The 16,902-nt window shown below is 70.9% G+C and carries 13 protein-coding genes; 6 read left to right on the top strand and 7 right to left on the bottom strand.

Features of this window, described 5'->3' with window-relative positions; translation table 11 throughout:
• Positions 1–44: 44 nt before the first annotated feature.
• Positions 45–1,076: a Gfo/Idh/MocA family protein gene (locus EST54_RS02795; protein ID WP_129244626.1), complete on the top strand. Its 1,032-nt coding sequence runs from the start codon at positions 45–47 to the stop codon at positions 1,074–1,076.
• Positions 1,077–1,083: 7 nt separating this feature from the next.
• Here the strand turns inward: EST54_RS02795 and EST54_RS02800 are convergent, their stop codons facing one another.
• The gene (locus EST54_RS02800) at positions 1,084–1,737 is read right to left on the bottom strand and encodes a DedA family protein (protein ID WP_129244628.1); all 654 of its coding nucleotides are present in this window, start codon (positions 1,735–1,737) and stop codon (positions 1,084–1,086) included.
• A 228-nt stretch (positions 1,738–1,965) separates the two neighbouring features.
• On the opposite strand from EST54_RS02800, the gene EST54_RS02805 reads away from it, so the two are divergent.
• A complete protein-coding gene (locus tag EST54_RS02805; RefSeq protein WP_129244630.1) occupies positions 1,966–2,253 on the top strand; it encodes a heavy-metal-associated domain-containing protein in 288 nt (95 codons plus the stop codon).
• 528 nt (positions 2,254–2,781) lie between these two features.
• Here EST54_RS02805 and EST54_RS02810 read toward each other — a convergent pair.
• The 5 genes from EST54_RS02810 to EST54_RS02830 all read right to left on the bottom strand — a co-directional run bounded on the left by EST54_RS02810 (position 2,782) and on the right by EST54_RS02830 (position 9,915).
• Positions 2,782–4,071 carry a citrate synthase gene (locus EST54_RS02810; RefSeq protein ID WP_093483327.1) on the bottom strand — a complete coding sequence of 430 codons (1,290 nt, stop codon included), beginning with the start codon at positions 4,069–4,071 and terminating at the stop codon, positions 2,782–2,784.
• Positions 4,072–4,247: 176 nt separating this feature from the next.
• On the bottom strand, positions 4,248–6,524 hold the full coding sequence (gene recD2, locus EST54_RS02815; protein WP_129244632.1) for an SF1B family DNA helicase RecD2: 2,277 nt from the start codon (positions 6,522–6,524) through the stop codon (positions 4,248–4,250).
• Between the two features lie 240 nt (positions 6,525–6,764).
• Positions 6,765–7,622 (bottom strand): sugar phosphate isomerase/epimerase family protein, encoded by an 858-nt coding sequence (locus tag EST54_RS02820; RefSeq protein WP_129244634.1) that lies wholly within the window; start codon positions 7,620–7,622, stop codon positions 6,765–6,767.
• Positions 7,619–8,755, bottom strand: a complete 1,137-nt coding sequence (locus EST54_RS02825; protein WP_129244818.1) for a dihydrodipicolinate synthase family protein — start codon at positions 8,753–8,755, stop codon at positions 7,619–7,621. The genes EST54_RS02820 and EST54_RS02825 overlap by 4 nt, the downstream gene beginning before the upstream one ends.
• 8 nt (positions 8,756–8,763) lie before the next feature.
• Positions 8,764–9,915 carry a Gfo/Idh/MocA family protein gene (locus tag EST54_RS02830; protein WP_129244636.1) on the bottom strand — a complete coding sequence of 384 codons (1,152 nt, stop codon included), beginning with the start codon at positions 9,913–9,915 and terminating at the stop codon, positions 8,764–8,766.
• A 229-nt stretch (positions 9,916–10,144) separates the two neighbouring features.
• Here EST54_RS02830 and EST54_RS02835 point away from each other — a divergent pair, with 229 nt between their 5' ends.
• The 4 genes from EST54_RS02835 to EST54_RS02850 all read left to right on the top strand — a co-directional run bounded on the left by EST54_RS02835 (position 10,145) and on the right by EST54_RS02850 (position 15,204).
• Complete coding sequence (locus tag EST54_RS02835) at positions 10,145–11,122, top strand: bifunctional helix-turn-helix transcriptional regulator/GNAT family N-acetyltransferase (protein ID WP_129244638.1); 978 nt, start codon at positions 10,145–10,147, stop codon at positions 11,120–11,122.
• 138 nt (positions 11,123–11,260) lie between these two features.
• Complete coding sequence (locus EST54_RS02840) at positions 11,261–12,127, top strand: sugar phosphate isomerase/epimerase family protein (protein ID WP_161989249.1); 867 nt, start codon at positions 11,261–11,263, stop codon at positions 12,125–12,127.
• A gap of 595 nt (positions 12,128–12,722) precedes the next feature.
• Positions 12,723–13,073 (top strand): hypothetical protein, encoded by a 351-nt coding sequence (locus tag EST54_RS02845; protein WP_129244642.1) that lies wholly within the window; start codon positions 12,723–12,725, stop codon positions 13,071–13,073.
• Positions 13,074–13,377: 304 nt separating this feature from the next.
• Entirely contained in the window at positions 13,378–15,204 is a 1,827-nt protein-coding gene (locus tag EST54_RS02850; protein ID WP_129244644.1) for a glycoside hydrolase family 3 protein, read from the top strand.
• A 215-nt stretch (positions 15,205–15,419) separates the two neighbouring features.
• Here the strand turns inward: EST54_RS02850 and EST54_RS02855 are convergent, their stop codons facing one another.
• On the bottom strand, positions 15,420–16,838 hold the full coding sequence (locus tag EST54_RS02855; protein WP_129244646.1) for a S28 family serine protease: 1,419 nt from the start codon (positions 16,836–16,838) through the stop codon (positions 15,420–15,422).
• Positions 16,839–16,902 lie beyond the last annotated feature (64 nt).

Below are 16,902 nucleotides of genomic sequence, written 5' to 3' on the forward strand. Positions count from 1 at the left end.
GCCCCCTCCCCTCCCCTCCCCCTCCCCGGAAAGGATTCCGAGGCATGAAGATCGGCCTGATCGGCACCGGGCGCATCGGCGCCTTCCACGCCCAGACCCTCCGCGGCGTCCCGGGCATCACCGACCTCGTGGTCGCGGATGTGGACGCCGCACGCGCCGCCGCGCTGGCGGACACCCTCGGCGTACGCGCGGCGCCGGGCATCGCGGAGATGTACGCGGACGGCCTGGACGGCGTGGTGATCACGGCCGCGACCAGCGCCCACGCCACCCTGATCCATCAGGCCCTGGACGCCGGGGTGCCGGTGTTCTGCGAGAAGCCGGTGGCGCCTGACGTGCCGGGCACGCTCGGCGTGGTGGAACGCGCGCGGGCCTGCGGGGTGCCGGTGCAGATCGGCTTCCAGCGGCGCTTCGACGCGGGCTATCGCGCCGCCCGCGAGGCGCTGCGCTCCGGCGAGCTGGGGTGGCTGCACACCCTGCGCGCCTGCACCAGTGACCGGACGCCGCCGCCGGCCGGTTACATCCCCACCTCCGGGGGGCTGTTCCGGGACTGCAGCATCCATGATTTCGACATCCTGCGCTGGCTCACCGGCCGCGAGGTGGTCTCGGTCTACGCCCAGGGCGCCAACCGCGGTGCGTCCTTCTTCGCCGACGGCGACGATGTCGATACCTGCGCGGCGCTGCTGCGCTTCGACGACGACACGTTGGCCACGGTCACGGCGACCCGCTACAACGGCGCGGGCCACGATGTCCGGCTGGAGGTCTGCGGCTCCGAGGGTGCCCGCGTCGTCGGCCTCGACGACCGGGCGCCGCTGCCGTCCGCCGAGGCGGGGCTGTCATGGCGCCGGGCGGCTGCTCCGTACGCCACGTTCATGGAGCGCTTCCATGACGCCTACGTCACCGAGCTGGGTGTCTTCTCCGAGGTCGCCGCGGGCCGGGTGCCGAGTCCGTGTACGCCGGCGGAGGCGCTGGAGGCGCTGTACGTCGCCGAGGCGTGTGAGCGCTCGCGCCGTACGGGCGCGCCGGTCGCCGTGGCGGAGGTCCGGGCCGGGGCGGGCGGGGCGGCTCAGGGCGGGTGAGCGGGCCTCAGAGCGCGGTTGCGGAGGACGGGTGTCCGCCGCCGCGCTCCGGCCCGTCGTTCTTGTGGGCCCCGCCGCCTTCGTTCTCGCCGCTCTCCTGCGACGAGGCGCGCAGGGTGCGGCGGCGGGCGGCCCACTGGATCGCGGCGCCCACGGCGGCGACCACGCAGGAGACGCCGAAGCCGATGCCGGCCGCGTAGAGGGGGCGGCCGGCGGCGGCGCTGCCGACGTAGCCGAGGCCGACCGAGTAGCTCGCCCAGCTGGCCTCGGCGATGGCGGCGCCGAGCGCGTACTTGCGCAGCGGGTAGCGCAGCACCCCGGAGGCCAGCGCGCCGGCGATGCGCCCGCTGGGCAGGAACCGTACGGCGACCACGAAGGGCAGGCCGTAGCGCTGGATCCGCCCGGAGGTCCACTCCAGTAGTGCCCGGCGGCGGGGGTTGCGGCGCATCCAGGCGCGTACGGGTCCGCCGAATCGGCGGGCGGCCAGGTACATCAGCAGGTCCCCGAGCAGGGCGCTGCCCGCGACGATGACGAGGATCAGCGGCAGGAACGCCTGGCCCCGGGAGGCGAGGACTCCGGCGGAGACGAGCAGGGCGGAGTTGGGGACGAGTGGCGGCAGCGTGGTGAGCACCAGCAGGCCGTAGAGGGCGAGTACGTCCATCGGCCGCCTCCTCGGATCCGCCCCGAGTCCGTACCCCCAAGGCTGACGCGTGGTGGGGCGTGCGGCAACGCGGTGCGCGCGACGACGGCTGGAATTGATACCCCCTAGGGGTATAAGGTGTTTAGGGTCGGAGAGGACCGGCAGGCGCTTGAGTCACCCCTGGGTCATTCCGGCACTCCGGCACCTGGCACCACATGGCACGCATCGGCACCACAAGGAGAGTCCCCCATGACCGAGAACAGCTCCTGCTGCACCCCGGAAGGCGCCGGCCGCACCGGTGACACCGACGGCGGGTCCGGCGAGGTGACCACCACCTACAAGGTCACCGGCATGACCTGCGGTCACTGCGAGGGGGCGGTCTCGTCCGAGCTCGGCGAGCTCGCCGGGGTCAGCTCGGTGCAGGCGGTCGCCGCCACCGGCCTGGTGACCGTCACGTCAAAGGCCCCGCTGGACGAGGAGGCCGTGCGCGCGGCCGTCGACGAGGCCGGGTACGAGCTGGTGGGGCAGGCGGCCTGATGCGGGCGCCGCAGCGCCCTTCTCGTCGACCTGCAGGGTCACCAAAGGCCGGCCTTCCTGGCCGCCAAGGCCCGCGGCCAGGAAATTTCACCTAGCCCTTACAACTGGCACAACACCCATACCCCACGGCCCCGATCTCCAAATCGAGGCCCTTGACCATATTCGCCCCCATATGGCAAGAGACCCAGATCACACTCAAGGGAACGTAACCATTGAGGGGGGTCGTGAGTCTAACCGGGCAGTGCAGGCACCCCGGTGGGGCTTGCACTGCACCAGCCGTGCCGATCTTGGGGGATCGTGACCGGCTACGCGTGGCCGGGGCGACGCGCCCGGGGAGCTTTGAGCGGCCCTCCCGAATGTGCGCGTCCCGGCAGATCGCGGTGCTACCCGAACGCCCGGACGGATCCCGTGGGGGGAATCCAACCGGGACACGGGAAGCGCCCCGCGCTCTGGACCCGTGGGGGGATCCGGAGGCGGGGCGCTTTCTTCTGTCTCAGCCCTCGGCGGCCTGCCGGCACAGGGCGGCCGTCAGCGCTCCTCGACCGGCACGAAGTCGCGCTCGACGACGCCGGTGTAGATCTGCCGCGGGCGGCCGATGCGGGAACCGGGCTCCTTGATCATCTCGTGCCACTGGGCGATCCAGCCGGGGAGCCGGCCGAGCGCGAAGAGCACGGTGAACATCTCGGTCGGGAAGCCCATGGCCCGGTAGATCAGGCCGGTGTAGAAGTCGACGTTGGGGTAGAGCTTGCGCGAGACGAAGTAGTCGTCGGAGAGCGCGTGCTCCTCCAGCTTGAGCGCGATGTCCAGCAGCTCGTCGGACTTGCCGAGCGCGGAGAGGACGTCGTGTGCCGCCGCCTTGATGATCTTCGCGCGGGGGTCGAAGTTCTTGTAGACGCGGTGCCCGAAGCCCATGAGCTTCACGCCGTCTTCCTTGTTCTTCACCTTGCGGATGAAGGAGTCGACGTCGCCGCCGTCGCGCTGGATGCCTTCCAGCATCTCCAGCACGGACTGGTTGGCGCCGCCGTGCAGGGGGCCCCACAGGGCGTTGATGCCGGCCGAGATCGAGGCGAAGAGGTTCGCCTGCGAGGAGCCGACCAGGCGCACGGTGGAGGTCGAGCAGTTCTGCTCGTGGTCGGCGTGCAGGATCAGCAGCTTGTCGAGGGCGCTGACCACGACGGGGTCGAGGTCGTAGTCCGCGGCGGGCACCGAGAAGGTCATGCGGAGGAAGTTCTCGACGTACCCGAGGTCGTTGCTCGGGTAGACGACCGGGTGGCCGACCGACTTCTTGAACGCGTAGGCCGCGATCGTCGGGAGCTTGGCCAGCAGCCGGATCGTGGAGATGTGGCGCTGCTGCTCGTCGAACGGGTTGTGGCTGTCCTGGTAGAACGTCGACAGCGCGCTGACCACCGAGGACAGCATCGCCATCGGGTGGGCGTCCCGAGGGAAGCCGTCGTAGAAGCGCTTGACGTCCTCGTGCAGCAGGGTGTGGTAGGTGATGTCCTGCTTGAAGTTCGCCAGCTCATCGACGGTGGGCAGCTCGCCGTTGATGAGGAGGTACGCAGTCTCGACGAACGTGCTGCGCTCTGCGAGCTGCTCGATCGGGTAGCCGCGGTATCGCAGAATGCCGTTTTCACCGTCGAGATAGGTGATCGCGGATTTATACGCCGCGGTGTTGCCGTAACCGGAATCCAGGGTCACCAGACCGGTCTGGGCGCGCAGCTTCGAGATATCGAAGCCCTTGTCGCCAACAGTGCTGTCGACGACCGGGTAGCTGTATTCGCCGTCCCCGTAACGCAGTACTACAGAGTTGTCGCTCACGTCATCCCTCACCGACGTTGTGCCTCTTCTTCGAGGTGCCCTGACTGCCTATACCTTCCCCCATTTGAGACGTGGATGTGCACTCGGGGTCGGCCATAGGGCCTCTCAGCGGCACTCAGTGCCGCCCGGGTGCCCATCCTGCCCCTCTTCGCCCTGAATGGGAAAGAGGGGTGGCCTCACATCGCACCGGCGAGCCGGTGATCGAGCGCCGTGCACCGCCGACCGGCGGATACGGTGCGGACGGCCTGTCCGAGGGCCTTCCGGGAGCCGACCAGCACCACCAAACGCTTTGCCCGGGTCACGGCGGTATACAGCAGATTGCGCTGCAGCATCATCCAGGCACTGGTGGTGACCGGAATCACCACTGCTGGATATTCACTACCCTGCGAACGATGGATCGTCACGGCATAGGCGTGGGCGAGTTCGTCGAGTTCGTCGAAGTCGTAGGGCACCTCCTCGTCCTCGTCGGTGCGGACGGTCAGCCGCTGCTCGTCGGAGTCCAGGGCGGTGACCACGCCGACCGTGCCGTTGAAGACACCATTGCGGCCCTTTTCATAATTGTTCCTGATCTGAGTGACCTTGTCGCCGACACGGAAGACCCGGCCGCCGAAGCGGCGCTCGGGCAGATCGGGCCGGGCGGGGGTCACGGCCTCCTGGAGCAGGCCGTTCAGGGCGCCCGCCCCGGCCGGACCGCGGTGCATCGGGGCGAGCACCTGGACGTCCCGGCGCGGGTCGAGGCCGAATTTCGCCGGGATCCGGCGGGCCGCGACATCCACCGTCAGCCGTCCTGCCGCTTCGGAGTCCTCCTCGGCGAACAGGAAGAAGTCGGACAGGCCGGTCGTCAGGGGCGGCACGCCGGAGTTGATGCGGTGGGCGTTGGTGACCACGCCGGACTGCTGGGCCTGGCGGAAGATCCTGGTCAGCCGGACGGCAGGCACTGGCCCACCCGCCACCCGGCCACCGCCTCCGTCCGACGCTCCCCCGGACCCCGTCCGCGGGGACGCGGCCCCTTTCCCGGCGAGCAGATCGCGCAGCACCTCGCCCGCGCCCACCGACGGCAGTTGGTCGACGTCCCCGACCAGCAGCAGATGGGCGCCGGGCGGCACCGCCTTGACGAGCTTGTTGGCGAGCAGCAGATCCAGCATCGAGGCCTCGTCGACGACCACCAGATCGGCGTCCAGCGGCCGGTCCGCGTCATAGGCGGCGTCCCCGCCGGGCTTCAGCTCCAGGAGGCGGTGGACCGTGGAAGCCTCCGCCCCGGTCAGCTCCGAGAGCCGCTTGGCGGCGCGGCCCGTGGGCGCCGCCAGCACCACCTTGGCCTTTTTGGCGCGGGCCAGCTCGACGACGGAACGGACCGTGAAGGATTTGCCGCAGCCGGGGCCGCCGGTGAGCACCGCGACCTTCTGCGTCAGCGCGAGGCGCACCGCCTGCTGCTGCTCGGGCGCCAGCTCGGCGCCGGTCCGCCGCGCCAGCCAGGCCAGCGCCTTGTCCCAGACCACGTCCTGGAACGCCGGCATCCGGTCCTGGTCCGTGCGCAGCAGCCGGGTCAGCCGGCCGGCCAGGGAGATCTCGGCGCGGTGGAACGGCACCAGATAGACGGCGGTGACCGGCGCGCCCTCCTCGCCGCCGGGCACCTTCTCGCGGACCACGCCCTCCGGGTCCGCGGCCAGCTCGCCCAGGCAGTCGATGACCAGGCCGGTGTCCACGCCGAGCAACTTCACCGCGTCGGCGATCAGTTGCTCCTCGGGCAGGAAGCAGTGGCCCTGGTCCGTGGACTGCGACAGCGCATACTGCAGGCCCGCCTTGACCCGCTCCGGGCTGTCGTGCGGGATGCCCACGGACTGCGCGATGCGGTCGGCGGTCAGGAAGCCGATGCCCCAGACGTCGGCGGCCAGGCGGTAGGGCTCGTTGCGGACGACGGAGATCGAGGCGTCCCCGTACTTCTTGTAGATCCGCACGGCGATGGAGGTCGAGACGCCGACGCCCTGGAGGAAGACCATGACTTCCTTGATGGCCTTCTGCTCCTCCCATGCCGCGCCGATCAGCTTCGTCCGCTTGGGGCCGAGGCCGGGCACCTCCACCAGGCGCGCGGGGTCGGTCTCGATGACGTCGAGGGTGTCCGTGCCGAAGTGTTCGACGATGCGGTCCGCGATCCGCGGGCCGATGCCCTTGATCAGGCCGGAGCCCAGATAGCGGCGGATGCCCTGGATGGTGGCGGGCAGGACGGTGGTGTAGTTCTCGACGGTGAACTGCTTGCCGTACTGGGGGTGGGAGCCCCAGCGTCCCTCCATGCGCAGCGACTCGCCCGGCTGCGCCCCCAGCAAGGCGCCGACGACGGTCAGCAGATCGCCGGCGCCACGGCCCGTGTCGACCCGCGCGACCGTGTAGCCGCTCTCCTCGTTGGCGTAGGTGATCCGCTCCAGGACCCCTTCGACGACGGCTGCGTTGACCATGACCCGACGGTACCGCCGGGGTCTGACAGGGCGCCGTCGGCCGGGGCGTCCGGGGCACCATCGAGGGGCCCGTCCGATGCCGGGCCCCTCGATTCCCCCTCCACACCGGTCCCGGATCCCCCCGGATCCCCCCTTTGTCGGGACCAGCGTCAGATATGACTTCCGTGAACGGTCAACGGTTGTGCACCTTCGCGGGGTTATTTCCCTCGGGCCCGAGAGTGCGCGGCCCGCCCGCCGGTCTCACCCGACGTGGGTGCGGAAGCGGTCGACGATCTCCGCCAGCACCTCCGCGCCGTCCCGCGCCCACAGCGCCGGCTGGAAGATCTCCACCTCGATCGGGCCCCGGTAGCCGGCCGCCTCGACCCGTCGCCGGAACCACCGCAGGTCCACCGAGCCGTCCCCGAGCTGCCCCCGCCCCAGCAGGGCCCCCGCGGGCAGCGGGGTGACCCAGTCGGCGAGCTGGAACGCGGCGATCCGCGACGGCGTGCCGCCGGCGCCGCCCGCGCGGGCGATCTGCGCGCCGACCGTGTCGTCCCACCACAGGTGGTACGTGTCGACGACCACCCCCACCTGCGCGGCGGGGAACCGCTCGGCGAGGTCCAGTGCCTGGGCGAGCGTCGAGACCACGCACCGGTCCGCCGCGTACATCGGGTGCAGCGGTTCGAGCGCCAGCCGGACGCCCCGTTCCGCCGCGTACGGCCCCAACTCACCCAGGGCGTCCGCGATCCGCTCCCGGGCACCGGCCAGGTCCCGGCTGCCGGCCGGCAGTCCGCCGGAGACCAGTACCAGGGTGTCCGTCCCGAGGGCGGCCGCCTCGTCGACGGCCGCACGGTTGTCCTCCAGGGCGGCCGCCCGCTCGCCCGGGTCCGTCGCCGTGAGGAACCCGCCCCGGCACAGGCTGGTGACCCGCAGCCCGGCGTCCCGTACGAGCCGGGCCGCCGCCCGCACCCCGTACTCCTGCACGGGTGCGCGCCACAGGCCCACGCCCCGTACACCGGCCCGGGCGCATCCGTCGGCCAGTTCGGGCAGCGACCACTGCCGGACGGTCTCCTGGTTGAGGCTGAGCCGGCCCAGCAGGGCGGACGGGTCGCCGCTCATGCATCCTCCGCGCCGTGGGCGGCGAGCAGGGTGCGCATCCGCCGGGCGGCGCGTTCCGGGTCCGGGAACAGGCCCAGTCCGTCGGCCAGTTCGTAGGCGCGCCGCAGGTGCTCGGGCGAGCGCGCCGACTGCAGCCCGCCCACCATGGTGAAGTGCGACTGGTGGCCGGCCAGCCAGGCGAGCAGGACGATGCCGGTCTTGTAGTAGCGGGTGGGTGCCTGGAAGAGGTGCCGGGCGAGCGCGACGGTCGGGTCCAGGACGGCCCGGAACGCGGCCACACCTCCGGGGCCCGCGGCGTCGAGACGGCGTACGGCCTCGGCGGCCCGCTGGGCGAGCGGGTCGAAGATGCCCAGCAGCGCATGGCTGAAGCCGTGTTCGTCGCCCGCGATCAGCTCCGGGTAGTGGAAGTCGTCGCCGGTGTAGCAGCGGACGCCCCGCGGCAGCCGGCGGCGCAGCCGTACTTCCCGGCCGGCGTCCAGCAGCGAGATCTTCACGCCGTCCACCGCGTCCGGGTGGTCGGCGACGATCTGGAGCAGCGTCTTGGTGGCGGCGTCGTATGCGTCGCTGCCCCAGTAGCCCGCCAGTGCCGGGTCGAACATCGGGCCGAGCCAGTGCAGGATGACCGGCCGGGTGGTCTGGCGCAGGAGGTGGCCGTACAGCTCCTGGTAGTCGTCCGGGCCGGTGGCGGCCGCGGCGAGCTGACGGGACGCCATCAGGACGGGCCGGGCGCCGGCGTCCTCGACGACGGCGAGTTGCTCCTCGTAGGCGGCCCGCACCTCGGCCAACGTCGCACCGTGGGCGGGAAGTTGATCGGTTCCCACGCCGCAGGCCAGGAGTCCGCCGACCGCCCTGGCCTCGGCGGCGGAGCGGCGGATCAGCTCGGCGGCGACCGCCCAGTCCAGGCCCATCCCGCGCTGAGCGGTGTCCATCGCCTCGGCCACGCCCAGGCCGTGCGCCCACAGATGGCGGCGGAAGGCGAGGGTGGCGTCCCAGTCGAGGACGGCCGGGCCGCCCGGGGTGGTGCCGGCGGACGGATCGGCCACCACATGGGCGGCGGCGAAGACCGTACGGGAGCGCAACGGGGAACGCGCGGAAGGGGAGGGGTTCATCGCGGCGTTCACCGGTGCGTTCATCGGGGCGTTCACCGGCTCAGCTCCGGCACCGGCAGGCGGCGTCCCTCCGCCGAGGACCGCAGCGCGAGTTCGGCGAGCTGGACGCCCCGGGCGCCCGCCGCCAGATCCCAGCGCCAGGGCTCGTCCCGTACGACGTGCCGCAGGAACAGCTCCCACTGCGCCTTGAAGCCGTTGTCGAAACCGGCGTTGTCGGGGACCTCCTGCCACTGGTCGCGGAACGGCTCGGAGGCCGGGACGTCGGGGTTCCAGACCGGCCTCGGCGTGCCGGCGCGGTGCTGCACCCGGCAGTGGCGCAGCCCGGCGACGGCCGACCCCTCGGTGCCGTCCACCTGGAACTCCACCAGTTCGTCGCGGTGCACCCGGACCGCCCAGGAGGAGTTGATCTGCGCGACGATGTCGCCGGCCAGCTCGAAGATGCCGTACGCGGCGTCGTCCGCGGTGGCGTCGTACGGGGTGCCCGACTCGTCCCAGCGGCGCGGGATGTGCGTGGTGACGTGCGCCTGGACGCTGCGGACCGGCCCGAACAGTTCGTGCAGGACGTACTCCCAGTGCGGGAACATGTCGGCCGCGATGCCGCCGCCGTCCTCGGCACGGTAGTTCCAGGAGGGGCGCTGCGCCGGCTGCCAGTCTCCTTCGAAGACCCAGTATCCGAACTCGCCCCGTACGGACAGGACGCGGCCGAAGAAGCCGCCCTCGACGAGGCGGCGGAGCTTGCGCAGGCCGGGAAGGAAGAGCTTGTCCTGGACGACGCCGTTCTTGACGCCCGCCTCCCGGGCCAGCCGGGCCAGTTCCCGTGCGCCCGCGAGGCTGCTCGCGGTGGGCTTCTCCACGTACACCTGCTTTCCGGCGGCGATCGCCTTCTTCACCGCTTCCTCGCGAGCGGCGGTGATCTGCGCGTCGAAGTAGATGTCGATGCCGTCGTCGCCCAGTACGGCGTCGAGGTCACAGCTCCAGTGCTGCAGCTCGTGGCGTGCGGCCAGGGCCCGCAGCTTGGACGCGGAACGGCCGACGAGCACCGGCTCCGGCCGGATCACCGTCCCGTCGGCCAGCGCGAGGCCGCCCTGGTCGCGCAGGGCCAGGACGGAGCGCACCAGATGCTGGCGGTATCCCATGCGCCCGGTCACCCCGTTCATGGCGATGCGTACGGTCGTGCATGTCACGGTCCGGCCCCTCTCGCTCACCGTAGGTAGGCATCCGGACCAGTAAGCGCCTTCTCACGCCGGGACGCCAGCACGCATAGCGGGACGGCGAGGAGCGGCTGAGCGCCGGCGGGGCACGGACGCAGGCCGTGCGATCGAGGCAGGCTGGGGGTGTGCAAATCGACCCAGACGATTTATCCTTGACTCCGTCAAACGATGACGCAGTCAACGATGACGACGAGGCTCGCCGATGACCACACCACCCGATGCAACGGCCGACACCCCGCCCGACATCTCATCCGACGCCCGTGAGCTGCGCCGATTCAACCGTTTCTGGGTCAACCTGATCTGCGCGCAGGACTACGGGCGACACCTCTACTCACCGTTCACCCACACCGAGGCCCGGGTCATGTACGAGCTCGCCCGCCGCCAGCGGGTGGAGTCCACGGACCTCCGGGTGTCCCTCTCGCTGGATGCCGGCTACCTCAGCAGGCTGCTGAGCAGGTTCGAGGACCGCCTGCTGATCACCCGCACCAGGTCCGAAGAGGATCGCCGCCGGCAGCGCATCATGCTGACCCCCCTCGGCTGGGAGGCGGCCGGGCTGCTGGAGGAGGGTTCCCAGGAAGCCGCGGGCACCCTGCTGACGGACCTCTCCGCGGCGGACCGGGCCCGCCTGCTGGAATCGATGCGGGCCATCCGCGTCCTGCTCGGCAAGGACACGGAGGATCTCGCCGACGCCGGGACGCCCCGGCTCACGCTGCGCACCTCGCGCCCCGGCGACCTGGGTTGGATGGTGGAGCGCAACGCCGCCCTCTATGCCGCCGAGTACGGCTTCGATCTGAGCTATGAGGCGCTGGTGGCCCGGATCGTGGCGGAGTACGCCGAGGACTTCGACCCGCAGTGGGACCGCACCTGGATCGCGGAGCTGGGCGGGGAGCGGGTGGGCGCCGTGATGTGTGTACGGGACGGCCTGCCGGGCGTCGCCCGGCTGCGGCTGCTGCTGGTGGAGCCGAGCGCCCGAGGCCACGGCGTGGGCCGTCAACTCGTCGATTCCTGTGTGGAGTTCGCCCGGGAGGCCGGGTACGGCGAGATGGTGCTGTGGACCAACTCCATACTCGACGCGGCCCGCGGCATCTACCAGCGGGCCGGATTCGAGCTGGTCTCCGAGTCGGCGCACCACAGCTTCGGTCAGGACCTGGTCGGACAGGACTGGCGACTGACGCTCTGACGGCGGGCGAGGGGCGGGAACGGGCAGGAAGAGACGGGGAGGGGACGGGGAAGGACGGGGAGGACATCAGCGACCAGGAGGAGCGCAGGCATGGTCAACACGGGCGGCACGGACGTCACGGACGGCTCCACCCCGGCGATGCGATTCGCCTTCTCGACCCTCGGTGTGCCGGGGATGCCGGTGGCGGAGGTGCTGCGGCTGGCGGCCGACACCGGGTATCAGGGGGTGGAACTGCGGGCTCATCCGGAGGAGCCGGTGCATCCGCTGCTCGGGACGCGGGAACGCGCCGCGGTGCGCGGCCAGTTCGCCGACGCCGGTGTCGAGATCCTGGCGGTGGCCGGATACGCGAGGGTCGCGGCCGCCCGGGACGCGGCGGGCGAGGAGGAGTTGGCACACGAGTTGAGCGAGCTGGTGCTGCTCGCGGCGGATCTGGGGGCGCCGTACGTCCGGGTCTTCCCCGGCGGGGGTGACCGCCCGGCGGCCGAGGCGGATGCGGACGCCGCCCGCCGGCTCGCCGCGGTGGCCCCGCTCGCCGCCGAACGGGGCGTCCGGGTCCTGCTGGAGACCCATGACTCCCATCGCACGGGCGCGGACGCCGCCCGTGTTCTGGGCCCCGTGGGGCATCGTCAGATCGGGGCCCTCTGGGACGTGCTGCACAGCTGGCTCGGCGGCGAGGAGCCCGTCGACACCCATGCCGCACTCGCCCCGCATCTGGGCTATGTGCAGGTCAAGGATGTCGTCTCGGCCGAGGACTGCGCCCCGCTCCCGCTCGGTGCCGGCGTACTGCCGCTGGCGGACGTCCTGGGCACCCTCGCCCGGGACCCCGAGGACGCCCACGGCCCCGTGCCGACTCCCGAGGGCAGCTACGACCAGGGGGCGGGCGGCTGGCTCTGCTGGGAGTACGAGAAGCGCTGGTACCCCCAGGCAGCCGACCTCCCCGACCTGCTGACCCCGGGCCGCGCACACCTCCAGCGACTCCTCTCCGGGCCCACCGCCGACTCCTGACCCTGCCCGGCCGCGGGAGGGGGAGCGGCGGCGCGGCTCCGCTCCCCCCCCGGACGCGTAAGCCCCATCTCCCTTCTGGCCCGCGGCGTCCGGCACGCACTCCCCCACGCCTTAAGGGCGCGGGCTGGTCGGCGGGCGGCACGTGGGAATGGATTCTGCGGGCCGTCCAGGCCGATACGGACGCGCAAGGCCAGAGCTTGCGGGCAGGTGGCTCATCCAGCCAGCTGGTGGGCAATCGAGGAGGATCGACCTCGCGTCATTTGCCATGACAAGAAGATAGCGGCAGGAATTGCGGCCATTTCCTTCACCAGTATGGGACTTCTGGGAGCGTCGGCAGCCCCCGCGCAAGCCGCCACAGGTCCACAGCTCCACAGCATTTCCGCGCCAGCCAAAGAGGTGGCTGCCGGCAAGTGGACCATTCGTAACTCATTTTTCGGAAAAGGACGGAAACAAGATCGTTGCCAGGAACCGGACGGCCACCGGGGAAATGTTCAGGGTAGTATTCACAGAGCGTGAGGACAGTGCATCGAAGGACGGTCGCCCGGTGGGCGTGACCACGGCCTTCGTCGAATGACCGGTCCGGCGAGGAGGGGCTGTGGACTACACGCCGCGTGGCGGCCTGGATCCCCACCAGTGGCTTGACCAATTCCAGCGATCCGCCGAATCCGCCGTGCGGAATGATCTGGCGGCGGAAGAAGACCGAGGCTCACTGCAGAACTTTGCCCTCGACCACCGGAACGACGGTATCTGGGTCATCGCCACGTTCTCCATGGAAAGCCACCCCGCGGTTACCTTTGCGTGGAGCCAGAGAGTGATGCCGGATCTGAGCACGGAGTGGGATCCGGAATTCGCCTCCACGCTTTTCGGTACGCACCTCATCGAGTGGTTCCACACGGAGGCAAAAAAGAGGCTCCCGTCCGCCGATGGCATTATCCGGAACGAATAGGCGACCTCCCGGAACGAAAGCCAGGATGCGCGCCGGCACAGGGCACAGCCGGCGGCTTTCCCGCCAGCCTGGACGCCTCCACCACACCGGAGGTCTTCGCCATTGGATCAAACCGAGTGACTGCTCACCACGCTCGTGGTCAGTGCACCTGGCGCCTGACGCCCCATCACACATCCCCGGCCGCCCCGCAATCCCTGGGCGCCACCGCGGAAGGAGTCATTGACCGACAATAGTTTTCCGGCTATCCGTGTCTCCTTGGAAGTTTCCTTCACAGAGCCGAGGAAGCCCTCCGGAAGGAGCGCAGATGCACTCCAGACGTACCGTCCTGACCACCGCGGCCGCCGCGGCCGCCGCCGCTGCCGCGGGCGCCGCCCCCGCGCACGCCGCGGCGTCCCCCCAAGGGCACCAGCCCTCCTCCCCCGCCACCCGGGCCCGGCTGCGCCGCCTGATCTCCCGTATGACTCCGGAGGAAAAGGTCGGCCAGCTCTTCGTCATGCGGGTCTACGGGCATTCCGCCACCGACCCGGACCCGGCCGATGTCGCCGCCAACCAGAAGGAGATCGGGGTCGCCAACGCCGCGGAGCTGATCGCCAAGTACCACGTCGGCGGCATCATCTACTTCGGCTGGGCGCACAACACCCGTGAACCGCATCAGATCGCCGACCTCTCCAACGGCATCCAGAAGGCCGCCGCCGCCCAGCGCGTGCCCGTGCCGCTGCTGATCTCCACCGACCAGGAACACGGCATAGTGGCCCGGGTCGGCGCGCCCGCCACGCTGTTCCCCGGGGCGATGGCGCTGGGCGCGGGCCGCTCCCGCGACGATGCCCGTACGGCGGGCCGGATCGCCGGCGAGGAGTTGTTCGCGATGGGGATCCGGCAGGACTACGCGCCGGACGCCGACGTCAATGTCAACCCGGCCAACCCCGTCATCGGCGTCCGTTCCTTCGGGGCGGACCCGCAGGCCGTGGCCCGTATGGTCGCCGCCGAGGTGACGGGCTATCAGCGTGCCGGAGTCGCCGCCTGCGCCAAGCACTTCCCCGGTCACGGCGACACCGACACCGACAGCCATGTCGGGCTGCCGTACATCCACCACACGGCCGAGGAGTGGGAGCGGCTGGACGCGCCGCCGTTCAAGGCCGCGATCGCCGCCGGCATCGATTCGATCATGACGGCGCACATCGTGGTGCCCGCCTTCGACAAGAGCGAGGACCCGGCCACGCTCTCCCGGCCGATCCTCACCGGCATCCTGCGCGAACGCCTCGGCTACGACGGTGTGGTCGTGACCGACTCCCTCGGCATGGAGGGCGTACGGGTGAAGTACGGCGACGCCCGGGTGCCGGTGCTGGCCCTCAAGGCCGGTGTCGACCAGCTGCTGAACCCGCCGGACCTGTCCGTCGCGCACGCCGCCGTCCTCAAGGCGCTCGCGGACGGTGAGCTGTCCGAGCGGGACCTCGACGCGAAGCTGATGCGCATCCTGCTGCTCAAGGACCGGCGCGGGCTCTTCACGAACCCCTACACCACCCACCGGGCGGTGGACCGGGCCGTCGGCACCCGCAGCCATCTCGCCACCGCGGACCGGATCGCGGACCGCACCACCACCCTGCTGCGCAACGACGCCGGGATCCTGCCGCTGTCCCGGCGCCGGGAGCGCAGGGTGCTGGTGGTGGGCTTCGACGCGGCCGCGCCGTCCGGCACCGGCGGCCCGCCCACCACGGTCCTGGCGAAGACCTTCACCGAGCTCGGCTTCACCGCCACCGCGCTGTCCACCGGCCTGTCGCCGGGCCGGCAGCAGATCGACGAGGCGGTGGCGGCGCTCACCGCGCGGGACGCGGTGGTGGTGGCCACCTACAACGTGACCGCGGACTCGCCCCAGCGGAAGCTGGTCGCCGCGCTGCTGGCCACGGGTAAGCCGGTGGTGCAGCTGGCGGTCCGCAATCCCTACGACATCGCCCAGTTGGCCGGGGTGAAGGCGGCGCTGGCGAGCTACTCCTGGACGGACGTGGAGCTGCGGGCGGCGGCCCGGGTGATCGCCGGCCGGCGGAACCCGGCAGGCAGGCTGCCCGTCCCGATAATGCGCGCCGACACCCCGACCACGGCGCTCTACCGGATCGGCCACGGCCTGTCGTACTGAGCGGGACCGGGAGCGGGACACGGACCGGAGGTCGGGACACGGACCGGAGGTCGGGACACGGACCGGAGGTCGGGACACGGACCCGGCGCGCCCTCCCTCACGGGAAGAGCGCGCCGGGTCCGCGGTGCCGGAAGCCCGCGGCCCATGGTCCAGCGGGCCGCGAGTTCCGCGGCCCAGCGGGCCGGGGGTCGTGCTGCCCTGCTGCATCTACGGCCCTACGGCCGCAGCAGCGGCATCCGCCGGATCTCCTGCCTGTCCAGCTGCTTGTTGTACGGCGCCAGCGGCTTGGCCTCGCCGCCCGGGGCCGGGACGCCGGCCCAGTCGAGAAGTTCGGCGGTGGCCTTGGTGCGGTCGGCTTCCTTCAGCTTGGCGATGTTCGAGCCGTGGTTGCCGCCGGGCACGGTGAAGACGTACGAGTCCCGGGCGCCCCGGCCGAGCTCGAAGTGCTCCGAACTCCACGGGTCGTACTGGCCGTTGACGAACATCATCCGGTTCGCGTGGTGGCGCACCCAGTGATCGATGTCGGGCATCGCGCGCCGGTCGAAGCGCATCGGGATGTCCTTGGGCACGAACGACCGCGAGTTGTTGATGCCGGGGTACTTGAGCAGGCCGGCCAGGTTCGGGTAGGCGTAGCCGGGCTCCCCCAGCTGGGTGCCGGCCTGGTAGTAGTACGGCGTGTACGGCTCCATGCCCTGGTCGGTGTAGCTGTCGAAGCCGCCGACCTTGTCCATCCACGCCCACAGCCCGTCCGTGGAGACGGTCGGCTTGGGGACCTCGGCACAGGCGGTCTCGGCCGGCTGGTACTGCCAGAATCCGAAGACCAGGTCCGTGACCATGACCTCGTAGGCCCGGTCGGCGCTGCCGACGGTCTTGAAGGTCTGCTTCTGCTTGTCGGCCCAGTCCTGGAAGCGGCCGACCATCTCCTTGCGGCGCAGCAGGGCCTCGCGCTCGATGGCGGCGAGGTCGGCGCGGCACTGCGCGGTCCCGACGGTCTTGAAGAACCGGTCGTACGCGGAGTCCTCGTCGTTGCGTACGTCGTTGGGCGCGACGTAGGCGACGGTGCCGTTCATGTCGTGCGGGAAGAAGCGCCGGTAGTAGGTGGCCGTCATGCCGCCCTTGCTGCCGCCGGTGTCGATCCAGTTCTTCCGGTAGATACGGTGCAGCGCCTGGAAGATGCGGTGCTGGTCGTCGGCGGCCTGCCGGATGTTCAGCTTCTTCCAGTCCGTGGGAGTGGGCCGCGACGGGGTGAAGTAGCGGTACTCCAGGGAGACTTGATTGCCGTCGATGATCTTGGTGGGTTCGCTGCGGGACGGCGTGGTGTTGACGTTGTAGCCGGAGGTGAAGAACACCGTCGGGCGGTCGACCGACTTGTGCAGCAGGGTCAGCCGCTGCTGGAACGTCCCCTTCGACGGGTGCCGGTGGTCAATCGGCTGGGTGTAGTTCAGGACGAAGTAGCGGTAGCCGTCCACCGGCTTCTCTTCGATGAGGCTCATGCCCGGGATCGCCAGGATCCGGTCCTTGATGTCCTCGGTCTTCGGCTCGGCGGCGGTGGCCGCCCCTGCCGACACGCTGCCGCCGCCCACCGTGCCTATGAGCACGGCGAGTGACAGCAGCCATCTGGTGGCCTTGCGCATGCACCCTCCCCTTGGGATAGCAAAGGTCGGGCTGAACCTATCGGCGCATGTCGGGTGCCACCAG

The organism is Streptomyces sioyaensis (genome assembly GCF_004122735.1).
Taxonomy (GTDB): domain Bacteria; phylum Actinomycetota; class Actinomycetes; order Streptomycetales; family Streptomycetaceae; genus Streptomyces; species Streptomyces sioyaensis.